The sequence below is a fragment of the Paucibacter sp. Y2R2-4 genome, assembly GCF_025717535.1.
Classification (GTDB): Bacteria; Pseudomonadota; Gammaproteobacteria; order Burkholderiales; family Burkholderiaceae_C; genus Paucibacter_A.
Map to the genome: position 1 here is coordinate 490,569 of NZ_JAJIRO010000002.1, position 16,835 is coordinate 507,403.

At 62.1% G+C, this 16,835-nt stretch carries 19 protein-coding genes; 13 read left to right on the top strand and 6 right to left on the bottom strand.

What is annotated here, in order from left to right; genetic code table 11:
• Positions 1 to 8 precede the first annotated feature (8 nt).
• From cobT to LNV06_RS09085, 6 genes are all read left to right on the top strand, one after another.
• Entirely contained in the window at positions 9 to 1,076 is a 1,068-nt protein-coding gene (gene cobT / locus LNV06_RS09055; RefSeq protein WP_263537930.1) for a nicotinate-nucleotide--dimethylbenzimidazole phosphoribosyltransferase, read from the top strand.
• Positions 1,077 to 1,203: 127 nt separating this feature from the next.
• Positions 1,204 to 2,754: a DUF3369 domain-containing protein gene (locus LNV06_RS22565; RefSeq protein WP_318013464.1), complete on the top strand. Its 1,551-nt coding sequence runs from the start codon at positions 1,204 to 1,206 to the stop codon at positions 2,752 to 2,754.
• Positions 2,755 to 2,757: 3 nt separating this feature from the next.
• Positions 2,758 to 4,194 (top strand): sensor histidine kinase, encoded by a 1,437-nt coding sequence (locus LNV06_RS09070; protein WP_263537931.1) that lies wholly within the window; start codon positions 2,758 to 2,760, stop codon positions 4,192 to 4,194.
• Between the two features lie 65 nt (positions 4,195 to 4,259).
• Positions 4,260 to 5,057: an adenosylcobinamide-GDP ribazoletransferase gene (locus LNV06_RS09075; RefSeq protein WP_263537932.1), complete on the top strand. Its 798-nt coding sequence runs from the start codon at positions 4,260 to 4,262 to the stop codon at positions 5,055 to 5,057.
• Positions 5,047 to 5,589 (top strand): histidine phosphatase family protein, encoded by a 543-nt coding sequence (locus LNV06_RS09080; protein ID WP_263537933.1) that lies wholly within the window; start codon positions 5,047 to 5,049, stop codon positions 5,587 to 5,589. Before LNV06_RS09075 ends, LNV06_RS09080 begins: the two co-directional genes overlap by 11 nt.
• A 55-nt stretch (positions 5,590 to 5,644) precedes the next feature.
• The gene (locus tag LNV06_RS09085) at positions 5,645 to 6,199 is read left to right on the top strand and encodes a DUF2799 domain-containing protein (protein WP_263537934.1); all 555 of its coding nucleotides are present in this window, start codon (positions 5,645 to 5,647) and stop codon (positions 6,197 to 6,199) included.
• A gap of 15 nt (positions 6,200 to 6,214) precedes the next feature.
• Here the strand turns inward: LNV06_RS09085 and LNV06_RS09090 are convergent, their stop codons facing one another.
• Together LNV06_RS09090 and LNV06_RS09095 are read right to left on the bottom strand one after the other, a co-directional pair.
• Positions 6,215 to 6,511, bottom strand: coding sequence for a YciI family protein (locus LNV06_RS09090; protein WP_263537935.1), 297 nt, complete (start codon positions 6,509 to 6,511; stop codon positions 6,215 to 6,217).
• 39 nt (positions 6,512 to 6,550) lie between these two features.
• Complete coding sequence (locus tag LNV06_RS09095) at positions 6,551 to 6,997, bottom strand: Lrp/AsnC family transcriptional regulator (RefSeq protein ID WP_263537936.1); 447 nt, start codon at positions 6,995 to 6,997, stop codon at positions 6,551 to 6,553.
• A 190-nt stretch (positions 6,998 to 7,187) separates the two neighbouring features.
• Here LNV06_RS09095 and LNV06_RS09100 point away from each other — a divergent pair, with 190 nt between their 5' ends.
• From LNV06_RS09100 to kce, 7 genes are all read left to right on the top strand, one after another.
• Positions 7,188 to 8,444: a KamA family radical SAM protein gene (locus tag LNV06_RS09100; RefSeq protein WP_263537937.1), complete on the top strand. Its 1,257-nt coding sequence runs from the start codon at positions 7,188 to 7,190 to the stop codon at positions 8,442 to 8,444.
• 10 nt (positions 8,445 to 8,454) lie between these two features.
• Entirely contained in the window at positions 8,455 to 9,504 is a 1,050-nt protein-coding gene (kdd, locus tag LNV06_RS09105; protein WP_263537938.1) for an L-erythro-3,5-diaminohexanoate dehydrogenase, read from the top strand.
• A gap of 27 nt (positions 9,505 to 9,531) precedes the next feature.
• Complete coding sequence (gene kamB, locus LNV06_RS09110) at positions 9,532 to 10,686, top strand: lysine 5,6-aminomutase reactivase subunit KamB (protein WP_263537939.1); 1,155 nt, start codon at positions 9,532 to 9,534, stop codon at positions 10,684 to 10,686.
• Positions 10,667 to 12,256: a lysine 5,6-aminomutase subunit alpha gene (gene kamD / locus LNV06_RS09115; protein ID WP_263537940.1), complete on the top strand. Its 1,590-nt coding sequence runs from the start codon at positions 10,667 to 10,669 to the stop codon at positions 12,254 to 12,256. The genes kamB and kamD overlap by 20 nt, the downstream gene beginning before the upstream one ends.
• 1 nt (position 12,257) lies before the next feature.
• Entirely contained in the window at positions 12,258 to 13,040 is a 783-nt protein-coding gene (gene kamE, locus LNV06_RS09120; protein WP_263537941.1) for a lysine 5,6-aminomutase subunit beta, read from the top strand.
• 85 nt (positions 13,041 to 13,125) lie between these two features.
• Entirely contained in the window at positions 13,126 to 13,533 is a 408-nt protein-coding gene (gene kal / locus LNV06_RS09125; RefSeq protein ID WP_263537942.1) for a 3-aminobutyryl-CoA ammonia lyase, read from the top strand.
• A 43-nt stretch (positions 13,534 to 13,576) separates the two neighbouring features.
• Positions 13,577 to 14,395, top strand: coding sequence for a 3-keto-5-aminohexanoate cleavage enzyme (gene kce / locus LNV06_RS09130; RefSeq protein ID WP_263537943.1), 819 nt, complete (start codon positions 13,577 to 13,579; stop codon positions 14,393 to 14,395).
• On the opposite strand, the gene LNV06_RS09135 is transcribed toward kce, so the two are convergent.
• The 4 genes from LNV06_RS09135 to rsmD form a co-directional block, all read right to left on the bottom strand.
• Positions 14,382 to 14,843, bottom strand: coding sequence for a DoxX family protein (locus LNV06_RS09135; protein WP_263537944.1), 462 nt, complete (start codon positions 14,841 to 14,843; stop codon positions 14,382 to 14,384). The two genes, kce and LNV06_RS09135, sit on opposite strands and share 14 nt — an antisense overlap.
• Before the next feature lie 151 nt (positions 14,844 to 14,994).
• Positions 14,995 to 15,246, bottom strand: coding sequence for a YfhL family 4Fe-4S dicluster ferredoxin (locus LNV06_RS09140; RefSeq protein WP_263537945.1), 252 nt, complete (start codon positions 15,244 to 15,246; stop codon positions 14,995 to 14,997).
• A gap of 12 nt (positions 15,247 to 15,258) precedes the next feature.
• Entirely contained in the window at positions 15,259 to 15,759 is a 501-nt protein-coding gene (coaD, locus tag LNV06_RS09145; protein ID WP_263537946.1) for a pantetheine-phosphate adenylyltransferase, read from the bottom strand.
• Between the two features lie 449 nt (positions 15,760 to 16,208).
• On the bottom strand, positions 16,209 to 16,835 hold the full coding sequence (gene rsmD / locus LNV06_RS09150) for a 16S rRNA (guanine(966)-N(2))-methyltransferase RsmD (RefSeq protein WP_505190985.1): 627 nt from the start codon (positions 16,833 to 16,835) through the stop codon (positions 16,209 to 16,211).

Sequence of the window (16,835 nt, forward strand, 5' to 3'; positions counted from 1 at the left end):
TCGCCACCATGCAAGACCTGACCCCATTTAGCTCTTCATTCAACGCTTTGATCCCCCACATCCCGCCCATCGACGAGCCCGCCTTGGCCGAGGCGCTGCAGCGCCGCATCGACGGCAAGACCAAACCGCTGGGCGCGCTCGGCCAATTGGAGGCGCTGATGCTGCGCCTGGGCCTGATTCTGGGCAGCGAAACCCCGCAACTGCGCGAGCCGCAGCTGATGGTGTTTGCCGCTGACCACGGCCTGGCGGCGCGCGGTGTTTCGGCCTACCCCAGCGATGTGACCTGGCAAATGGTGGAGAACTTTCTCGCCGGCGGCGCCGCCGTCAGCGTACTGGCGCGCCAGCATGGCCTGGCGCTCACCGTGGTGGATGCCGGCGTGGCCCATGACTTCAGCCCACGCACCGGCTTGATTCAAGCCAAGCTGGGCCGAGGCACGGCCGACAGTTCCACGCAAGCGGCCATGAGCGCCGAGCAATGCAGCGAGGCCATACGCCAAGGCCGGCGCATTCTGGCAGAGACCGCCGGCAATGCCCTGCTGCTGGGTGAGATGGGCATTGGCAACACCTCCAGCGCGGCCTTGTTGCTGGCACGACTGCAAAACCTGCCGATCGAGCGCTGCGCCGGCCGTGGCACGGGCCTGGATGATGCAGCCTTGACCCGCAAGATCGAGGTCTTGAGCGGCGTTTTGCAGCATCACGCTGGCGCCACTGAACCCTTGCAAGCCTTGGCTGCCATGGGCGGCTTCGAGATCGCCATGATGGTGGGCGCGGTGCTGCAAGCGGCGCTGGAGCGGCGCGTCATCGTGGTGGATGGCTTTATCGCCAGCAGCGCGGTGCTGGTGGCGGCCAAGCTGCAGCCGGCGGTTCTGCAACGCTGCGTGTTTGCCCACCGCTCGATGGAAAGCGGCCACCACCTGATGCTGGAAGCCCTGCAGGCCCAGCCTTTGCTGGACCTGGGTTTGCGTCTGGGCGAAGGTTCCGGCGCCGCGCTGGCTTGGCCTTTGTTGCATTCCGCCTGCCGCATCTTGGCCGAGATGGCCAGCTTCGAATCGGCCGGCGTCAGCGAGCGCGGCTAGCTTCAAGGTCTGAGCAGGGTTTGCCCGGGCGCTACAGCGCAATTAATGCGCAGAGCCGGAATGCAAGTCTTTGTTTACATCAGCGCCACGCTCGCCATAATCAGGGACCGCTTGCACGAGGCCACCCATGACAGACTTGGTTTTCGCTGAGGAACTGCCGGACCCAACGCTCGATGACTCGGGCAACAAGGCCCTGGAGCCCTGGGTGGTGATGATCGTCGATGACGACGTCGCCGTTCATCAGGTCACCCAGTTGGTGATGGCGGACTTTGAGTTCTCGGGGCGGCGCCTGCACTTCCTGGACGCCTACAGCGGCGCCGAGGCCCGCGAGTTGCTGAAAACGCGCAAAGACATTGCACTGATCCTGCTCGATGTGGTGATGGAGTCCGAGCATGCCGGCCTGGACCTGGCGCGCTACATCCGCGAGGAGTTGGAGAACCACCATGTGCGCATCGTGCTGCGCACCGGCCAGCCGGGGCAAGCGCCGGAAGAGCATGTCATCAAGACCTATGACATCAATGACTACAAAGAAAAAACCGAGCTGACCAAGCGCAAGCTGATCACGGTTTTTTATGCGGCGCTGCGCAGCTACCGCGACATCATGATCATCGAGCAGTCGCGCCAAGCCCTGCGCCGCTCGATCGATGCCATCACCCGCATTTACGACTCACAAAACCTGCGCCGCTTTGCCTCGGGCGTGTTGGAGCAGGTGACGCATCTGCTGGGCATTGATGCGCGCGCTTTGTGCGCCAGCCGTGTCTCGGCTTATGCCGCTTCGCATATTGAAGGGCGGCTCAAGGTGCTGGCCGCCACGGCCGAGTATTCGCGCCTGCTGGTCGATGATGAGATTGGCAATCTGCCGCCTGAGGTCAAGACCGCGCTGGACCGGGCACTGATCGATCAGGTGGGCTATTTCGACTCCCATCATTTTGTCGGTTACTACCGCAGCAGCACCGACAACGAGACCCTGCTCTACATGGCTTTCTCGGACCCGGTGGATGCGCAAGCGCGCGAGCTGCTGGAGATTTTCTGCGCCAATGTCGCCATCACGTATGAGACCTTGCTGCTGCGCGAAGAAATCCAAGACACGCAGCGCTCCACCGTCTACATCATTGGCGAAGCGGTGGAGCGGCGCTCCAAAGAAACCGGCGCCCATGTACGCCGTGTCGGGGAGTTATCGGCGCTGCTGGCCGAAACCTCGGGCATGCGCTCGGCCGATGTGGAGTTCATGCGCCAAGCCTCGCCGCTGCACGATGTGGGCAAGATCGGCATCCCTGACCGGGTGCTGAACAAGCCGGGCAAGCTCGACCCCGAAGAGTGGGAAATCATGAAGACCCATGCCCGCATCGGCTTCGAGCTCTTGAGCAAGTCGGACAAACGCATCTTGCAGCTCGGCGCCATCATTGCGCATGAGCACCATGAGCGCTGGGACGGCACCGGCTACCCCCGCGGCCTGATCGGCGAACAAATCAATATTGCCGGGCGCATCGTCGCGCTGGCCGATGTGCTGGATGCCCTGGTCAGCCAGCGCTGCTACAAAGAACCCTGGGACTTGGATGCCGCCCTGGCCTATGTCAACGAACAGGCCGGGCTGCAATTCGACCCAGGACTGGTCAAGCAATTGATGGACAACCTGGATGCGGTGCGCGCGATTTATGTGCGTTATCCGGACACCTGAGCGATGAGCATCGACAAGCGCGAGGGCGCTTTTGACTCAGGCGAGGGCCGGCAGCTGGCAGAGGCAGCGCTCCGCACCATCAGCCTTTCCACCGCCAAATCCAGTGGCGAACAGTTCTTCCGCCAATTGGTCAAAGAGCTGGCGCTGGCCCTGGATGTGAAGTATGTGATCGCCGGACGCTTGGTGACACTTGAGGACGAGAGTCCTGGCAAGGATTCCGACGCACCGCAAGCCACCAACGAGGGCATCCAAACCCTGGCCGTCTGGGCCGGCGAAGACTGGATGCCCAATATTCGCTACTCGCTGCGCGGCACGCCTTGCGCCAATGTCACCAGTCAAGACATGTGCTTTCACCCCTGCGGTGTACAGCAAGACTATCCGCATGACCATTTGCTGACCGAGATGGGGGCTCAGAGCTATATCGGCATGCCCATGGTGGGCAGCGAAGGCAAGACGCTGGGCATTTTGGTCGCGCTGGACACCCGCGAAATCAGCGAGGGCAAGCGCCTGCTGGCCCTGTCCCTGCTGTCGATTTTTGCGGCTCGCAGCGCGGTTGAGTTGCAGCATCAGGACCATGTGGCCGGGCTGGAAGCCCATGTCAAGGCGCGCACCGAAGAGCTGAGCAGCGCCACCCGGCGCCTGGTGGAACAAGAGAAGCTGGCCGCGCTCGGTGGCTTTGTGGCCGGTTTTGCGCATGAGATCAACACACCGATTGGGATTGCCGTTACGGCAGCGTCGGGCATGGAGGAATTCGCCCGCAGCCTCAAACGCAAGCTCAATGGCGAGAAGGTCAGCCGCATCGAACTGCAAGCCCTGGCGGACAACTTGGAGAGCGGCGCCAATCTGGTCAACAGCAATTTGAGCCGGGCCGCCGGATTGATCTCCAGCTTCAAAATGCTGGCGGTGGACCAAGCCAATGAAGAAGAGTCTCGCTTGGACCTGCGCGACTATTTGCGCCAATTGATCGTCGCTCACCAACCGGTCTTGCGCAGCGCCCATACCGAAGTCCAGCTGGACGCGCCCGAGCCTTTGCGGGTGACGATGGCGGCCGGCCTGTTCTCACAAATCATCTCGAACCTGATCGTCAACACCCTCACCCATGCCTTTGATGAGCCGCTTGAGCGCTCCTTGGAAGAGCTTCAGGATTTGAAGGAAGAAGAGAATAACCTTGCCCTGCCGCAGCGCCGCATCGACATTGCCTTGCATGCCGAAGGTGGGCAGTTGCATCTTCATTTCGGTGACAACGGTCGCGGAGTCAGTCCCACGGTGGCGAGGCGCCTGTTCGAGCCCTACTTCACCACCCGGCGTGGCCAGGGCGGCACCGGCCTGGGCTTGCACATCGTCAACTCCTTGTGCCAACGCATGGGCGGCAGCATCAGCATCGATCCGCACCACCAGCCCGGCTTGGGCTTTTTGATCGAACTGCCACTGCGCCCCTGAACATCGGCCGTGGCCAACGCGCCGCTCAGGGCAGAATCCGGGGCCGCCTTTTCCTCTCCCGCCCCATGAGCGCTTTGCTGCACGAAATCCGCCTTTTCTTCATCGCGCTGCAGTTCTTCAGCCGCTGCCCGATCCCGAGCTGGGTGGGTTTTGAGCCGCAATGGTTGCAGCAATGTGCGCGCCACTTCCCGGCCGTGGGCCTGTGTGTCGGCGCCTTCGCGGGCTTGGTCTTGTGGGCTGCTTTATGGGTTTGGCCGCCTGCCGTGGCCGTGGGTTTGAGCATGGCGGCCAGCATCTGGATGACGGGCGGCTTTCATGAAGACGGCTGGGCCGACAGCTGCGACGGCCTGGGCGGCAGCGTCAGCCGCGCGCGTGCGCTGGAGATCATGAAGGACTCGCGCATCGGCAGCTACGGCGCACTGGGCTTGATCCTGATGCTGGGCTTGAAGGCCAGCGCTCTTTTCAGCCTGGCGGAAAGCGACCCCGGCTTGGCCGTGCTTGTGACCCTCTTTGCCCACGCTGCCTCACGCGCCGCGCCGGTGTGGCTGATGCACAGCCTGCCTTATGCCGGCGACGCCGATCACGCCAAGGCCAAACCACTGGCCACACAGGCCAATGGCCTGACCTTGGCGGTAGCTTTCGGCTGGGTCGCCGCCACGGCAACTCTGCTGCTCAGCCTGCAAAGCCAGTTGCTTCCCAGCCTCTTGCTGGCCTTGCTGGTCGCCGCCGGGCTAACGCTTTATATGCAGGGCTGGCTGGACCGCCGCCTGGGCGGCTACACCGGCGACAACCTTGGCGCCACCCAACAAGTGGTGGAACTGGGCCTGCTGCTCTCCTTTTTGGCGCTCTTGAATGTCTTCTGAGGCCAGGCTCTGGGTGTGGCGACACCCGCGCCCCGAAGCGGCTGCCGGCCGCTGCATCGGCGCCGGCAGCGATTTGACTGTGCATTGGCGCCGCGCCAAACGGCTGGCCCGCAAGATCCAGAAAGCAGCACGCCGGCAGCGCCTGCCGCACATCGTCTACAGCTCACCGCTGCGCCGCTGTGCCAGTGTTGCGGCCTGGCTGAAGGCCTGGGGTTGGCGACATCATGTGGACGCTGCGCTGCTGGAGCTGGACTTTGGTGAATGGGAGGGAAAGCCCTGGTTCACCATCGCCAAAGCCGAAGTCGATGCTTGGGTGCAAGACTTTGCGAACCATGCACCCGGCGGTGGCGAATCGCTGACCCAGCTGCTGGAACGCGCCGGCCCCTGGCAACCGAGCGCGGGGCATGGCGTGGTCATCAGCCATGGGGGCTGGATGCTGGCCAGGCGCTGGCTCGCCGAGCACGGTCAGCAAATTCCAACAGCAGCGAACTGGTCCAAACCGCCCCGCTACGGAGAATGCTGGCAGCTCTAGCCCGAATGCCCAGCGGAACGAGGGCGTGGGTCGGCGACTGGGCTAGCATTGGCGCATGACCTACGCATTCCACTCCTCCTTCGCGCGGCTCACTCCCTGGCTCTTGGTCCTGGGCGTCTTCAGTGGCTGCGCCAGCATGAGCGAATCGCAATGCCAGCAAGCCGACTGGCGCGCCCGAGGCTTGGCCGACGGCCGCGCCGGCCACAGCGCAACGCGCATCGACGAGCATGTGGACGCCTGCAGCAAAGCAGGCATCACACCCGACAACCGCAGTTGGACGCAAGGCTGGGAGGACGGCATCCGCAGCTATTGCACCGCCAACAACGGTTGGCAAGAAGGCTCGCGCAACCAGATTTACTGGGGTGGCTGCCGAGGGCAAGCGGGTGAAGATGCCTTCTTGAACCACTATCGCCTGGGTCAGCAGCTGTATGGCCTGCTGCAGCAGGTACAGCGCAATGATGTCGAGAGCAAACGCCTGGAACAGCTGCTGCGTGACGCAAAAACGGACGAAGCACGCAGCAAGGCGCGCGAACAATTGCGCCGCGTCGACTACGACCAGCTGCGCCTGCGCGCCTTGATCACCGGCATGCACTTGATGGCGCCCCGATAAGGGCTGGTCAGCGTTTTAAATCAAAGCTTGGCGCTCGCCATTGGCCTTGGACCAATGCAAGATCTCATAGCTTTGCCGCAAGCCCGCGGTGTAGAAGGGGTCGGTCTTCAACAAGGTCTCGAGCTGAGCCTTGGAGTCGGCATTCGCCACCCACAGCCCACCCTTGGGCGTTTGCCCTGGTTCATGGCGCAAAGAGCCGCCCACGGGGATCACATCGCGATGGCTTTCAAGCCAGTCGATATGCGCTTGTAGATTGGCGGCCCGCACTTCGGCGTGGTCGGGCTTATCGGTGAAGATGACAGCAAATAGCATGCAGGCCTAGGCAAAAAGTTAAAGAATCTGCGGGCCGCTCTACTCAGGGCGGTCCAGTTTCTTGCTCAACAAGATGGTTGAGACCGTATCGACCACCCCCTTGATGGCGCGGATGCGGTCCAGCAAGCTGTCCAGCTCCTCGGTGGAGTCGGTGGTCAGCATGGCGCACAAATCAAAGCGGCCGCTGACGGCGTAAAGCTGGTGTATCTCATGCCGGCGGGTCAGTTCGCGGGCCACCTCGGGCTCCAGCTTGGAGTCGACCGAGATCAAGACCATCACCCGGATGCCCGGTGCCGCGCGCCGCGCGGCCATGCTGATGGTGTAACCGGTGATGTGGCCGCCATCTTCCAGCGCCTTCAAGCGCAGTTGCACCGTGCTGCGCGCCACGCCCAAAGCCTTGGCCAGCTTGACCACCGGCAGGCGCGCATTGACCCGCAAGAGCTCCAAGAGCTGACGATCCAGATCGTCCAGGGCACTCAGCAGCACTGCGTCTTTAGAAGCTACCAATTGGAAACCACCACTCACTTTGCTCGAATGCCTTGCATTATGACCGACGCTATCGAGGCATTGAATTCAATTTGCACATAGGGTTCGGCCGAACTGATTTCTAGAATTCTTCCAATACCCCTAGGGTCGCAAAGGCCATCCAGGCCATCGGGGGAACAAGGAGACAAGCATGCTGCAAAAAGTGATCGAAGTTAAATCGGCCAACGCTGGAGCCATTTCGGCTGCCATTGACAATGCCGCTACGGGGGCCATTGCACAGGCCCCCACCGCCACCCAAAAGCTGCTGACCCGCGCAGAGCTGGACGCTTATGACCCCCGTGCGGAGTCATGGCAAAAGCAATTCGCCCGCCGCTACACCCACCACTCCGAACTCAATGGTGTGTTGAACGGGGTGGAGAACGTCGACGAGACCGTCTACAGCAAGTTCGCCGTGGCCTTGACGCCCTATATGGCGCAGCTGATGGACAAGGACGATCCGAACTGCCCGATCCGCCTGCAATACCTGCCCAGCCACCATGAGCAAACCAAGCCCGGCTTTGCCACCATGTTGGACCAGCTCGGCGAAGAAGGCGACACCATCCCCGGCACCAGCATCGTGCACCGCTACCCACGCCGCGTGCTGTTCCTGGTCTCCAATACTTGCGCCACGCTGTGTCGTTTCTGCACCCGCAAGCGCATGGTCTCGCAGCCCAGCGGCTCGGTGCACAAGGATGAGATCGAAGCCTCGATCGACTACATCGCCGGCAACCCGCAAATTCAAGACGTCTTGCTGTCCGGCGGCGATCCGCTGACCTTCACCGACGAGCGCCTGGACTACATCCTCGGCGAACTGCGCCGCCGCGCCCCGCATGTGCGCTTCTTGCGCATGGGCTCGCGCATGGTGGTGCAGCTGCCCACCCGCATCACACCGGAGCTCTGCGCCGTGCTCGAGAAGCACCGGGTGCAGATGGTCAACATCCACATCAACCACCCCAAGGAAATCACGCCGCTGCTGCGTGAGCGCGTCAAGCTGATCCAAAAAGCCGGCGTGATGATGGGCTTGCAGACCGTCTGCCTGAAGGGCGTGAACGACGATGTGGAAGTGATGCGTGAGCTCTTCATGCAAACCATCGAGATGGGCGTGCGCCCCTATTACGTCTATTCGACCGATATGGTCGAGGGCGCCCACCACTTCATCGTGCCGCATCAGCGCATGATCGAGTTGTACGAAGGCCTGCGCGGCTGGATCAGCGGCCCGGCCGTGCCGACCTTCATCGTCGACGGTCTGGGTGGCCTGGGCAAGCTGCCCATCATCCCGAGCTATGTGCGTGAAGAGGAGTTGCCTGACGGCAGCGGCACCACTGTCAAATGCCGCAACTACGCCGGCAAGACCGTGGAGATGCCGGGCCTGGGCCAAAACTACAGCTTGCCTACCCGCAGCAACTGAGGGAGCCAGCGTGCAGTTTTCTCCTTCCGCACCGTCGCCCTTCGGTATTCACCGCGTCATCGAGCCCCAGGGCGTTTTGCCCCAGGGCGCCTGGAAGATCTCCAACGCCATGGAGATCGCTGACAACGAAATCTTGATCGATGTGAGCGCGCTGAATATCGACTCGGCCAGCTTCACCCAGATCAAGAAAGAAGCCGGTGGCGACCCGGCCCGCATCGAAGCTGCGGTGCGCGGCATCGTCGAGCAGCGCGGCAAGATGCACAACCCGGTGACTGGCTCGGGCGGCATGTTGATTGGCAGCGTGGCGCAAATTGGCGCCGCTCTGGCCGGCAAGATCGATCTGCAAGTGGGCGACAAAATCGCCACCTTGGTGTCGCTGTCTTTGACGCCTTTGCGCATCGACGCAGTGAAGAAGATTCACGTCGAAAAAGACCAGATCGAGATCAGCGGCCGCGCGGTGCTGTTCGAAACCGGGCTTTACGCCAAGCTGCCCACCGACATTCCCGAGAACGTGGCCCTGGCCATCTTGGACGTGGCGGGTGCGCCTGCGCAGACAGCTCGGCTGGTGCAAGCCGGCGACACCGTGGTGGTGATCGGCGGCGGCGGCAAATCGGGCACCCTGTGTGTGTATGAAGCCAAGAAGCGCGTCGGCCCCAATGGCCTGGTGATTGGCGTCTCGCCCTTTGCCAAAGACTGCGAACGCATGCGCGAGCACGGCTGGGTGGACCATGCTTTGCAAGTGGACGCGACCAATGCGGTGGCGCTGATGGAAGCCGTTAGCGCGGTGACCGGCGGTCGCATGGCTGATGTGGTGATCAACTGCGTCAACATCCAGAACACCGAGATGGGCAGCATTCTGGCCACTCGCGATGGTGGCAAGATCTACTTCTTCTCCATGGCCACCAGCTTTACCGCGGCCGCCTTGGGCGCCGAGGGCGTGGGCAAAGACATCGAGATGATCGTGGGCAATGGCTATGCCAAGGGCCACGCGGCCTTCTCGCTGGCCTTGCTGCGCGAAAGCCCGCGCCTGCGCCAGCTGTTCGAAGAGCTGTATGTCTGACGGATGGCTTGACGGATGTTCTAAGCGATGGACATGAAAGTAATTCCGAATTCCAGCTGCTCGCAGTCCAGTCTTTGGCAGCGCATCCGCAAGGGCCAGATCGAAACGCTGGCCGTGATGGGCATGGCCAAAAACACCGGCAAGACGGTGGCACTGAACCATGTGCTGGCCGAGGCCCATGCGGCCCAGGTACCGGTGGGCGTGACCTCCATCGGCCGCGACGGCGAAGACCGAGACCAAGTCTTTCTCTTCCCCAAGCCACCGGTGCTGATCTGGCCCGGCAGCTTGGTGGCCACCGCGCGCGACACCCTGGCGCGCGCCAAGCTGAAGTTCAAGCTGCTGGGTGGCACCGGTATGGACTCGCCGATGGGCGAGATCGTCATCGTCAAAGCGCTCGAATACGGCGAGATGGAAATCGCCGGCGCCTCGCGCAGCAGCGATCAGCTGAAGATCATTCATCGTCTGAAGCAAGCCGGCTGCGAGCTGGTGGTGCTGGACGGCGCCTTGGGCCGCAGCCATCACGCCTCCCCGGCCATTGCCGACGGCGTGATTCTGGCCACCGGCGCGGCGCTGGGCGGCGGCATCGGTGATGTGATCCGAAAAACCGGCGACCGTTTGGCCATCCTGGGTCTGCCGCAGGTGCCGGCCGAGGTCGGCGCGCGGGTGCAAGACGTGTTTGCACGTGGCGGTGTGGCCCTGTGGGACGGCCAGGGCCGGCTGCTCTATCGCGCCGAGATCGCCAGCCTGAATGCAGCCTCGGTGCTGCTGGCCTATGCCGAGCATGATGTGGGCACCATCGCCGTCAGCGGCGCCGTCGGTCGCCTGCTTTGGAAGGCAATGAGCCAACTGGCCGCCTTGCGCAGCGGCGAAGCCAAGGGTTTGCAAATCGTGGTGGCCGATGGCACCAAGCTCTTCGTCGACGCGCTGGAAGTGCAAGCCTTGGCGCGTTCAGGCGGACAGCTTTTTGGCTACCGCAGCATCCGCATCCTGGGTCTGACGCTGAACCCCTTCTCGCCCATGGGCGGCAGCTTTGAAGGGCGGGAGTTTTTGCTCCATGCGCGCGAGGCCTTCAGCGGCTACGACGTCAGCGATGTGGTGCTGGAGTCTGGCGCCGCACAAGAAATCAAACAACAAGTACAACAACATTCCGGAGACTTTCAACATGTCGCAACTGCAACTTGACGCGAGTCAGATCGATCGCGCCCGCGACTCGGCGCGCCGCATCGCCCACAGCGTGTTCGATGAAATGAGCCAGTTCACCACCACCACGGTGGAGCGCGCCACGCTACGCCTGCTCGGCGTGGACGGTGTCGATGAAAACTATGTGCCCTTGCCCAACCGCGTGGTCAGCCATCTGCAAGATCTTGACTTGCTGCAGCATGGGGCCGCCTGGATCATGGCCGGCGCCATGCAAGCGCATGGCCTGACGGCTCAGCAAGTCGCCGAGGCCGTGGCCAAGGGCTCGCTGGTGCTCACGCTGCCCAAGGACGGCGACGCCGCCCGCAAAGCGGCCGAAGCGCACGCCAAGACCATGTGTGATCACATCGCCGCGCATCGTCACTACCGCGCCGAGGAGATCAAAACCGTTGGCGAGGCCAAGACGCCCTGGCTCTACCTGATCGTGGCCACAGGCAATATCTATGAAGACGTGACGCAGGCCTGTGCCGCCGCCGAGCAAGGCGCCGACATCATTGCGGTGATCCGCTCCACCGGCCAAAGCCTCTTGGACTATGTGCCTTACGGCGCCACCACCGAGGGCTTTGGCGGCACCTATGCCACGCAAGAGAACTTCCGCCTGATGCGCAAGGCCTTGGACGAGGTGGGCAAGAAGCTGAACCGCTACATCCGCCTCACCAACTATTGCTCCGGCTTGTGCATGCCCGAGATCGCGGCCATGGGCGCGATGGAGCGCCTGGACATGATGCTGAACGATTCGATGTACGGCATCATCTTCCGCGACATCAACATGAAGCGGACCTTCATTGACCAGTTCTTCTCGCGCATGGTCAATGCCTACGCCGGCATCATCATCAACACCGGCGAAGACAACTACCTGACCACCGCTGATGCTTATGAAGCGGCCCACACAGTGCTGGCCTCGCAGCTGATCAATGAGCAGTTCGCCTACCTCTCAGGCCTCAAGCCCGACCAGATGGGCCTGGGCCATGCGTTTGAGATCAACCCCGAGTTGGAGAACGGTTTCCTCTGGGAAATTGCCCACGCTCAGCTGGTGCGCCAGGTCTTCCCTGAGGCCTCGCTGAAGTACATGCCGCCCACCAAGCACATGACCGGCAATATCTTCAAAGGCCATATCCAAGACGCCTTGTTCAATATGGTCAGCAGCATGACCGACCAGAACATTCATCTCTTGGGCATGATGACCGAGGCCATCCATACGCCCTTCATCCAAGACCGTTTCTTGGCGATCCAGAACGCCAAGTATGTGTTTGGCACGATGAAAGACCTGGGCTCGGAGATCGAGTTCAAGCGCGGCGGCAAGATCGAAGCGCGCGCCCAAGAGGTGTTGGCCGAGACCGAATCCATCCTGGCCGAGATCGAAAAAATTGGCCTGCCTTCCGCCATCAGCAAAGGCACTTTCGCCGAGATCTCGCGCACGCCCACCGGCGGCAAGGGCCTGGACGGCGTGATCGCCAAAGCCCCCGACTACTTCAACCCCTTCCCCCAATTGATGATGCCGGAACTGAAGCAATTGCAGGCCCAGCAAGCTCAACAAGCGCAGGGAGGACTGTGAGATGAGCGAACAACAGAACACCGCTGCCGAGACCCACGACCAGATCCCCGCCCAATGGGTCAAGCCCTATGGCGACACCCTGGACGACGGCCGCGTGCAGGTCTCCTTCACCCTGCCAGTGCCGCTGGATGAGACCGCCAAAGAAGGCGCCAAGATGCTGGCCCTGCAGATGGGTCTGGAAGAGCCGGCCGTGGTGCATTCAGAAGCGATGGGCTCGGGCTTTTCCTTCTTCGTGGTTTACGGGCAATGCAAGCACCGAGTCGACCTGAGCAAGTTGAAGGTCGCCAAGCCGGACTTCGAGGTCTTGGACAAGGACGGCGTCAACGCCCTGATCGCCGAAAAAATGGGCCGCCGCATGGTGGTGGTGGGAGCCTGCATCGAGACCGATGCCCACACCGTCGGCATCGACGCGATCATGAATATGAAGGGCTACAACGGCCACAAAGGCTTGGAGAGCTATCACGAGATCCGCGCCATCAATATGGGGGCGCAGGTGGACTCGGAGGAACTGGTCAGCCGCGTGATCGAAGAGAAGGCCGATGTGATCTTGGTCTCGCAAGTGGTGACGCAAAAGAACATCCACCTCGACAACCTGACCAAGCTGAGCGATTTGCTGGAGGCCGAGGGTCTGCGCGACCAGGTGATCCTGATCGTCGGCGGCCCGCGCATCAGCCATGAGTTGGCCAAGGAGCTGGGCTATGACGCCGGCTTTGGTACCAAGACCTACGCCGAGGATGTGGCATCGTTTGCCATTCATGAATGGATCAAGAGGAAAGCCGCATGACTTATCGAGCCCCCACGCTCACTTCGTTCACTGCCCCCCGAGGGGGCGCGGGCCGCCCTTGGGGCGGCCCGGCGGGAGTCCCAACATGACGACCATCACTAGCCTGATTCGCCTGCGCATGAGCGCGCACGATGCCCATTACGCCGGCAATCTGGTCGATGGCTCGCGCATGCTGAACCTGTTCGGCGATGTGGCCACCGAGTTGCTGATCCGCAGCGATGGCGACGAAGGCCTCTTTGTCGCCTATGACAAGGTCGAGTTCTTGGCCCCGGTTTTTGCGGGCGACTACATCGAGGCGACCGGCAGCATCGTCAGCCTCGGCAAGTCCTCGCGCAAGATGGTTTTTGAGGCGCGCAAGGTCATCAGCGCCGCCAACATCCCCGGCCAGGTTTCGGCCGCCGATGTCTTGGCCGAGCCCATCGTCGTTTGCCGCGCCTCCGGCACTTGCGTGGTGCCCGTCGCCCTGCAGCGCGGCCCGGCCAGCAAGACCTAAGCTAGCTGATGCCACCGAATGCCACATAGTGCCACCTAACGCCATGGACAAGCTGATCATCACCGCCGCCCTGACTGGCGCCGAAGTCACCCGCGAGCAGCAACCGGCCTTGCCCATCACCCCGGACGAGATCGCCGAGGCGGCCGCCGAATGCGCGCGGGCCGGTGCGGCTATCGTTCATGTACATGGTCGGCTGGCGGATGGCAGTTCCACGCAAGACAAAGAGGTCTATCGCCAGATCATCGAGAAGACTCGCGAGCGTTGCGATGTGATCGTGCAGGTCTCCACCGGCGGCGCTGTGGGCATGACGCCGCAGGAGCGTCTAGCGCCGGTGACGCTGAGGCCTGAGATGGCCACCTTGTCGATGGGCACCGTCAACTTCGGCGGCGATGTGTTCATGAACCATCCGGCCGATATGGAAGTCTTCGCCGCAGCGATGCTTGAGCACGGCGTCAAGCCCGAGTTCGAAATCTTCGACAGCGGCATGCTCACCACCACGCTACGTTGGCTCAAGAAAGGCGTCGTCCAAGGCCCGCTGCACTTCGACTTTGTGCTGGGCATTCCAGGCGGTATGGCGGGGACGCCTGAGGCGCTGATGTATCTGCGCTCGCAACTGCCCGCCGGCAGCAGCTGGACCGTGGCCGGTATCGGCGCGGCTCAGTTGCCGCTGGGCGCCTTGGCCATTGTGCTGGGGGGCCATGTGCGCGTCGGCTTTGAAGACAACGTCTACTTCCGCAAGGGTGAGTTGGCGCGCAGCAATGCGCAATTGGTCGAACGCATAGCCATGATTGCCCAGCAACTTGACCGGCCCGTGGCCACGCCTGATGAAGCGCGCGCAATACTGGGGATCAGTAAGCGCTGAGGCTCGGCCGCTTGGCCTCCTCGGCTTGGCCCAGAGGCCAGTATCGGCTGGACCGGTTCTCCCAGGCCACGGCGACAAAGCAGGTGATCAGCAGCGCGCTGTACTCCCAGCCGTCAGAGCCGGGGCCGACCACAAAAAAACCGGCTTCACGATGGAAGATGACGATTCCGGTGAAGTAAATCACCGAGAAGGCGGCGCATAAGGGCCAAACCATGATGCGCAGGGCCAAGAACACCGCGCCAAAGGTTTCGACCAGATTCACAACGCAGGCCAAGGCATAGCCACTGCCCTTGGGAAAGCCGCTCAACTCAAGGAGCTTTCCCATGATGGGCAAACTGCCCTCGTCATAACGGTACATTCCGTGGACAAAGACGATGGCGCACAAAACCAAGCGCAACAGGTCCGGGCCTAAGCGCTGCGAAGAGATGATCCGATTCAAAAACGACATGTGCTGTCCCATCAGTGCATAAGTAAGAGCCAGGGCACATGCTAGAACTGCACCCACAGCTGATCCAGACTCACTGAGACGAACGACGGCAAACAGGCATCCAATCGACGCCAAACCGAACTGGGGCTGGACGTTAGAGCGGCAGAATCGCTCAGGCCACCTGGGTCAGGCGTAAATACTTGCCCATCAGGGTCTCTTTGTCTTCCACATGCGCCGGGTTCACCGGAATGCAGGCGACCGGGCAGAGCTGCACGCATTGCGGCTCATCGAAGTGCCCGACGCATTCGGTGCACTTGTTGTGGTCGATTTGGTAGAACTCCTCACCCATCGAGATCGCCTCGTTGGGGCACTCGGGCTCGCAGACATCGCAGTTGATGCATTCATCCGTAATCATCAGCGCCATAAGGACCTCCCCTCAGCCTTTCGCTTGCAAGCGCTGCTTCAAGCGCTCCAGCACCAAGGGTGACACGAACTTGGAAACATCACCGCCCAAGGTGGCAATCTCGCGCACAAAAGTGCTAGAGATAAATTGATATTGATCCGAAGGTGTCAGAAAAACGGTTTCGGCTTCAGGCATCAATTGCCGGTTCATGCCCGCCATTTGAAACTCGTACTCAAAGTCACTAACCGCGCGCAGCCCGCGCACCAGCACCGTGCCTTGATGCTCGGCCACAAAGTTGCGCAACAAGCCCTCAAAGGGCAGCACCTCCACATTGGGGTACTTGGCCGCCAACTCGCGTGCCATCTCCAGCCGCTCGGCGATGCTGAACATGGTCTTTTTGTGATGGCCCGCGGCCACGGCAATGATCAGCCGCTCGAACAAACGGCTGGCACGACGCATCAGGTCTTCATGGCCAAGCGTCATCGGGTCAAAGGTGCCAGGGTAAACGGCGGTAAGAGCGGTGGCTGAGGTCACGCGGGAGCCCAGGTGGAGGAGATCCGCCGATTATCCCTGCTTGGCGAACCGGTCGATGCCGGCTCCACCTTGCCTGTAGAAACCGCCCGGATTCAGCGCTGACTTCGATGGATGGTCGGGCCGACTGGGCGCTCTGCTCCGTTCATGTCCTCCGTCCCGAGCAAAGCTCGGGCCTCCCCCTTTACTTCACTTCGCAGAACACCCAGCCGACCCTTTGCCGCAGCAAGGCTCTGGCGGAAAGAGCAAACGCCAAGGGCATCGGGTGTGCGGTGAAGTGAGGTAAAGGGGGAGGCCGCAGGCCGGAGGACACGAACGGAATCGCACACCCGAGGGCCTTGGCCAATGGAAAGCGATAGCAGCGCCGAGAGCGGGATGGAGTCAAAGCTTTTGAATTGAGCACTAGCTCAACCAACTCGACGACCTAGCCTTGGCCATTGAGATCAGTTTCCTCATGCGCTCCTGCGCAAGAGCTGAAAATGCACCGCTCCCGCCCGCCCAGAGCGCCAGGCCTCCAAGCCCAGTTCCGGCGGCGGCACGATCACCTCCGCCGCTTCAAGATACACAAAGCCGCCAGGGGCCAAGAGAGGTGCAGCGGCTCGCAAAGCGGGCAAGAACAAGTCTTGCTGAAACGGCGGATCCAGCAGGATCAGCTCAAAGCGGGCCGGCGCGGAGCGTCCCATCCAGTTGAGCGCGTCGCTGCATTCCACCCGCAGATTGGCGGCCTTCAGGCGTTCGCGGCTGCTGTTCAGGCTGCGCGCCAATTCGGCGTCACGTTCCAGCAGCAAGACCTCGGTCGCACCGCGCGAGGCGGCTTCAAAGCCCAGGGCGCCACTGCCGGCAAAGGCGTCGAGCACACGCCAGCCGTCGAGGTCTTGGCCCAGCCAGTTGAACAAGGTTTCGCGCACGCGATCGGGCGTGGGGCGCAGGCCGGGCTTGTCGGCCACCGGCAGCTTGGAGCGCTTCCATTGCCCACCGATGATGCGCACCTCGCGCGCGGCCATGCGAGGGCCACCGGCCGCTTTTTGAGTTTGCGCGGCCATGGCCTTGGCGGCACCGCTGGAACGGGGTCGATTCAT

Excerpts from the sequence above, each read along its gene's own strand:
- rsmD (WP_505190985.1), bottom strand. The coding sequence starts at position 16,835 with ATGAATCGACCCCGTTCCAGCGGTGCCGCCAAGGCCATGGCCGCGCAA.
- kamB (WP_263537939.1), top strand. The coding sequence starts at position 9,532 with ATGGACATGAAAGTAATTCCGAATTCCAGCTGCTCGCAGTCCAGTCTT.
- LNV06_RS09140 (WP_263537945.1), bottom strand. The coding sequence starts at position 15,246 with ATGGCGCTGATGATTACGGATGAATGCATCAACTGCGATGTCTGCGAG.
- LNV06_RS09085 (WP_263537934.1), top strand. The coding sequence starts at position 5,645 with ATGACCTACGCATTCCACTCCTCCTTCGCGCGGCTCACTCCCTGGCTC.
- cobT (WP_263537930.1), top strand. The coding sequence starts at position 9 with ATGCAAGACCTGACCCCATTTAGCTCTTCATTCAACGCTTTGATCCCC.
- LNV06_RS22565 (WP_318013464.1), top strand. The coding sequence starts at position 1,204 with ATGACAGACTTGGTTTTCGCTGAGGAACTGCCGGACCCAACGCTCGAT.
- kal (WP_263537942.1), top strand. The coding sequence starts at position 13,126 with ATGACGACCATCACTAGCCTGATTCGCCTGCGCATGAGCGCGCACGAT.
- LNV06_RS09080 (WP_263537933.1), top strand. The coding sequence starts at position 5,047 with ATGTCTTCTGAGGCCAGGCTCTGGGTGTGGCGACACCCGCGCCCCGAA.
- LNV06_RS09075 (WP_263537932.1), top strand. The coding sequence starts at position 4,260 with ATGAGCGCTTTGCTGCACGAAATCCGCCTTTTCTTCATCGCGCTGCAG.
- kamD (WP_263537940.1), top strand. The coding sequence starts at position 10,667 with ATGTCGCAACTGCAACTTGACGCGAGTCAGATCGATCGCGCCCGCGAC.
- LNV06_RS09090 (WP_263537935.1), bottom strand. The coding sequence starts at position 6,511 with ATGCTATTTGCTGTCATCTTCACCGATAAGCCCGACCACGCCGAAGTG.
- kce (WP_263537943.1), top strand. The coding sequence starts at position 13,577 with ATGGACAAGCTGATCATCACCGCCGCCCTGACTGGCGCCGAAGTCACC.
- LNV06_RS09070 (WP_263537931.1), top strand. The coding sequence starts at position 2,758 with ATGAGCATCGACAAGCGCGAGGGCGCTTTTGACTCAGGCGAGGGCCGG.
- LNV06_RS09135 (WP_263537944.1), bottom strand. The coding sequence starts at position 14,843 with ATGTCGTTTTTGAATCGGATCATCTCTTCGCAGCGCTTAGGCCCGGAC.
- kamE (WP_263537941.1), top strand. The coding sequence starts at position 12,258 with ATGAGCGAACAACAGAACACCGCTGCCGAGACCCACGACCAGATCCCC.
- LNV06_RS09100 (WP_263537937.1), top strand. The coding sequence starts at position 7,188 with ATGCTGCAAAAAGTGATCGAAGTTAAATCGGCCAACGCTGGAGCCATT.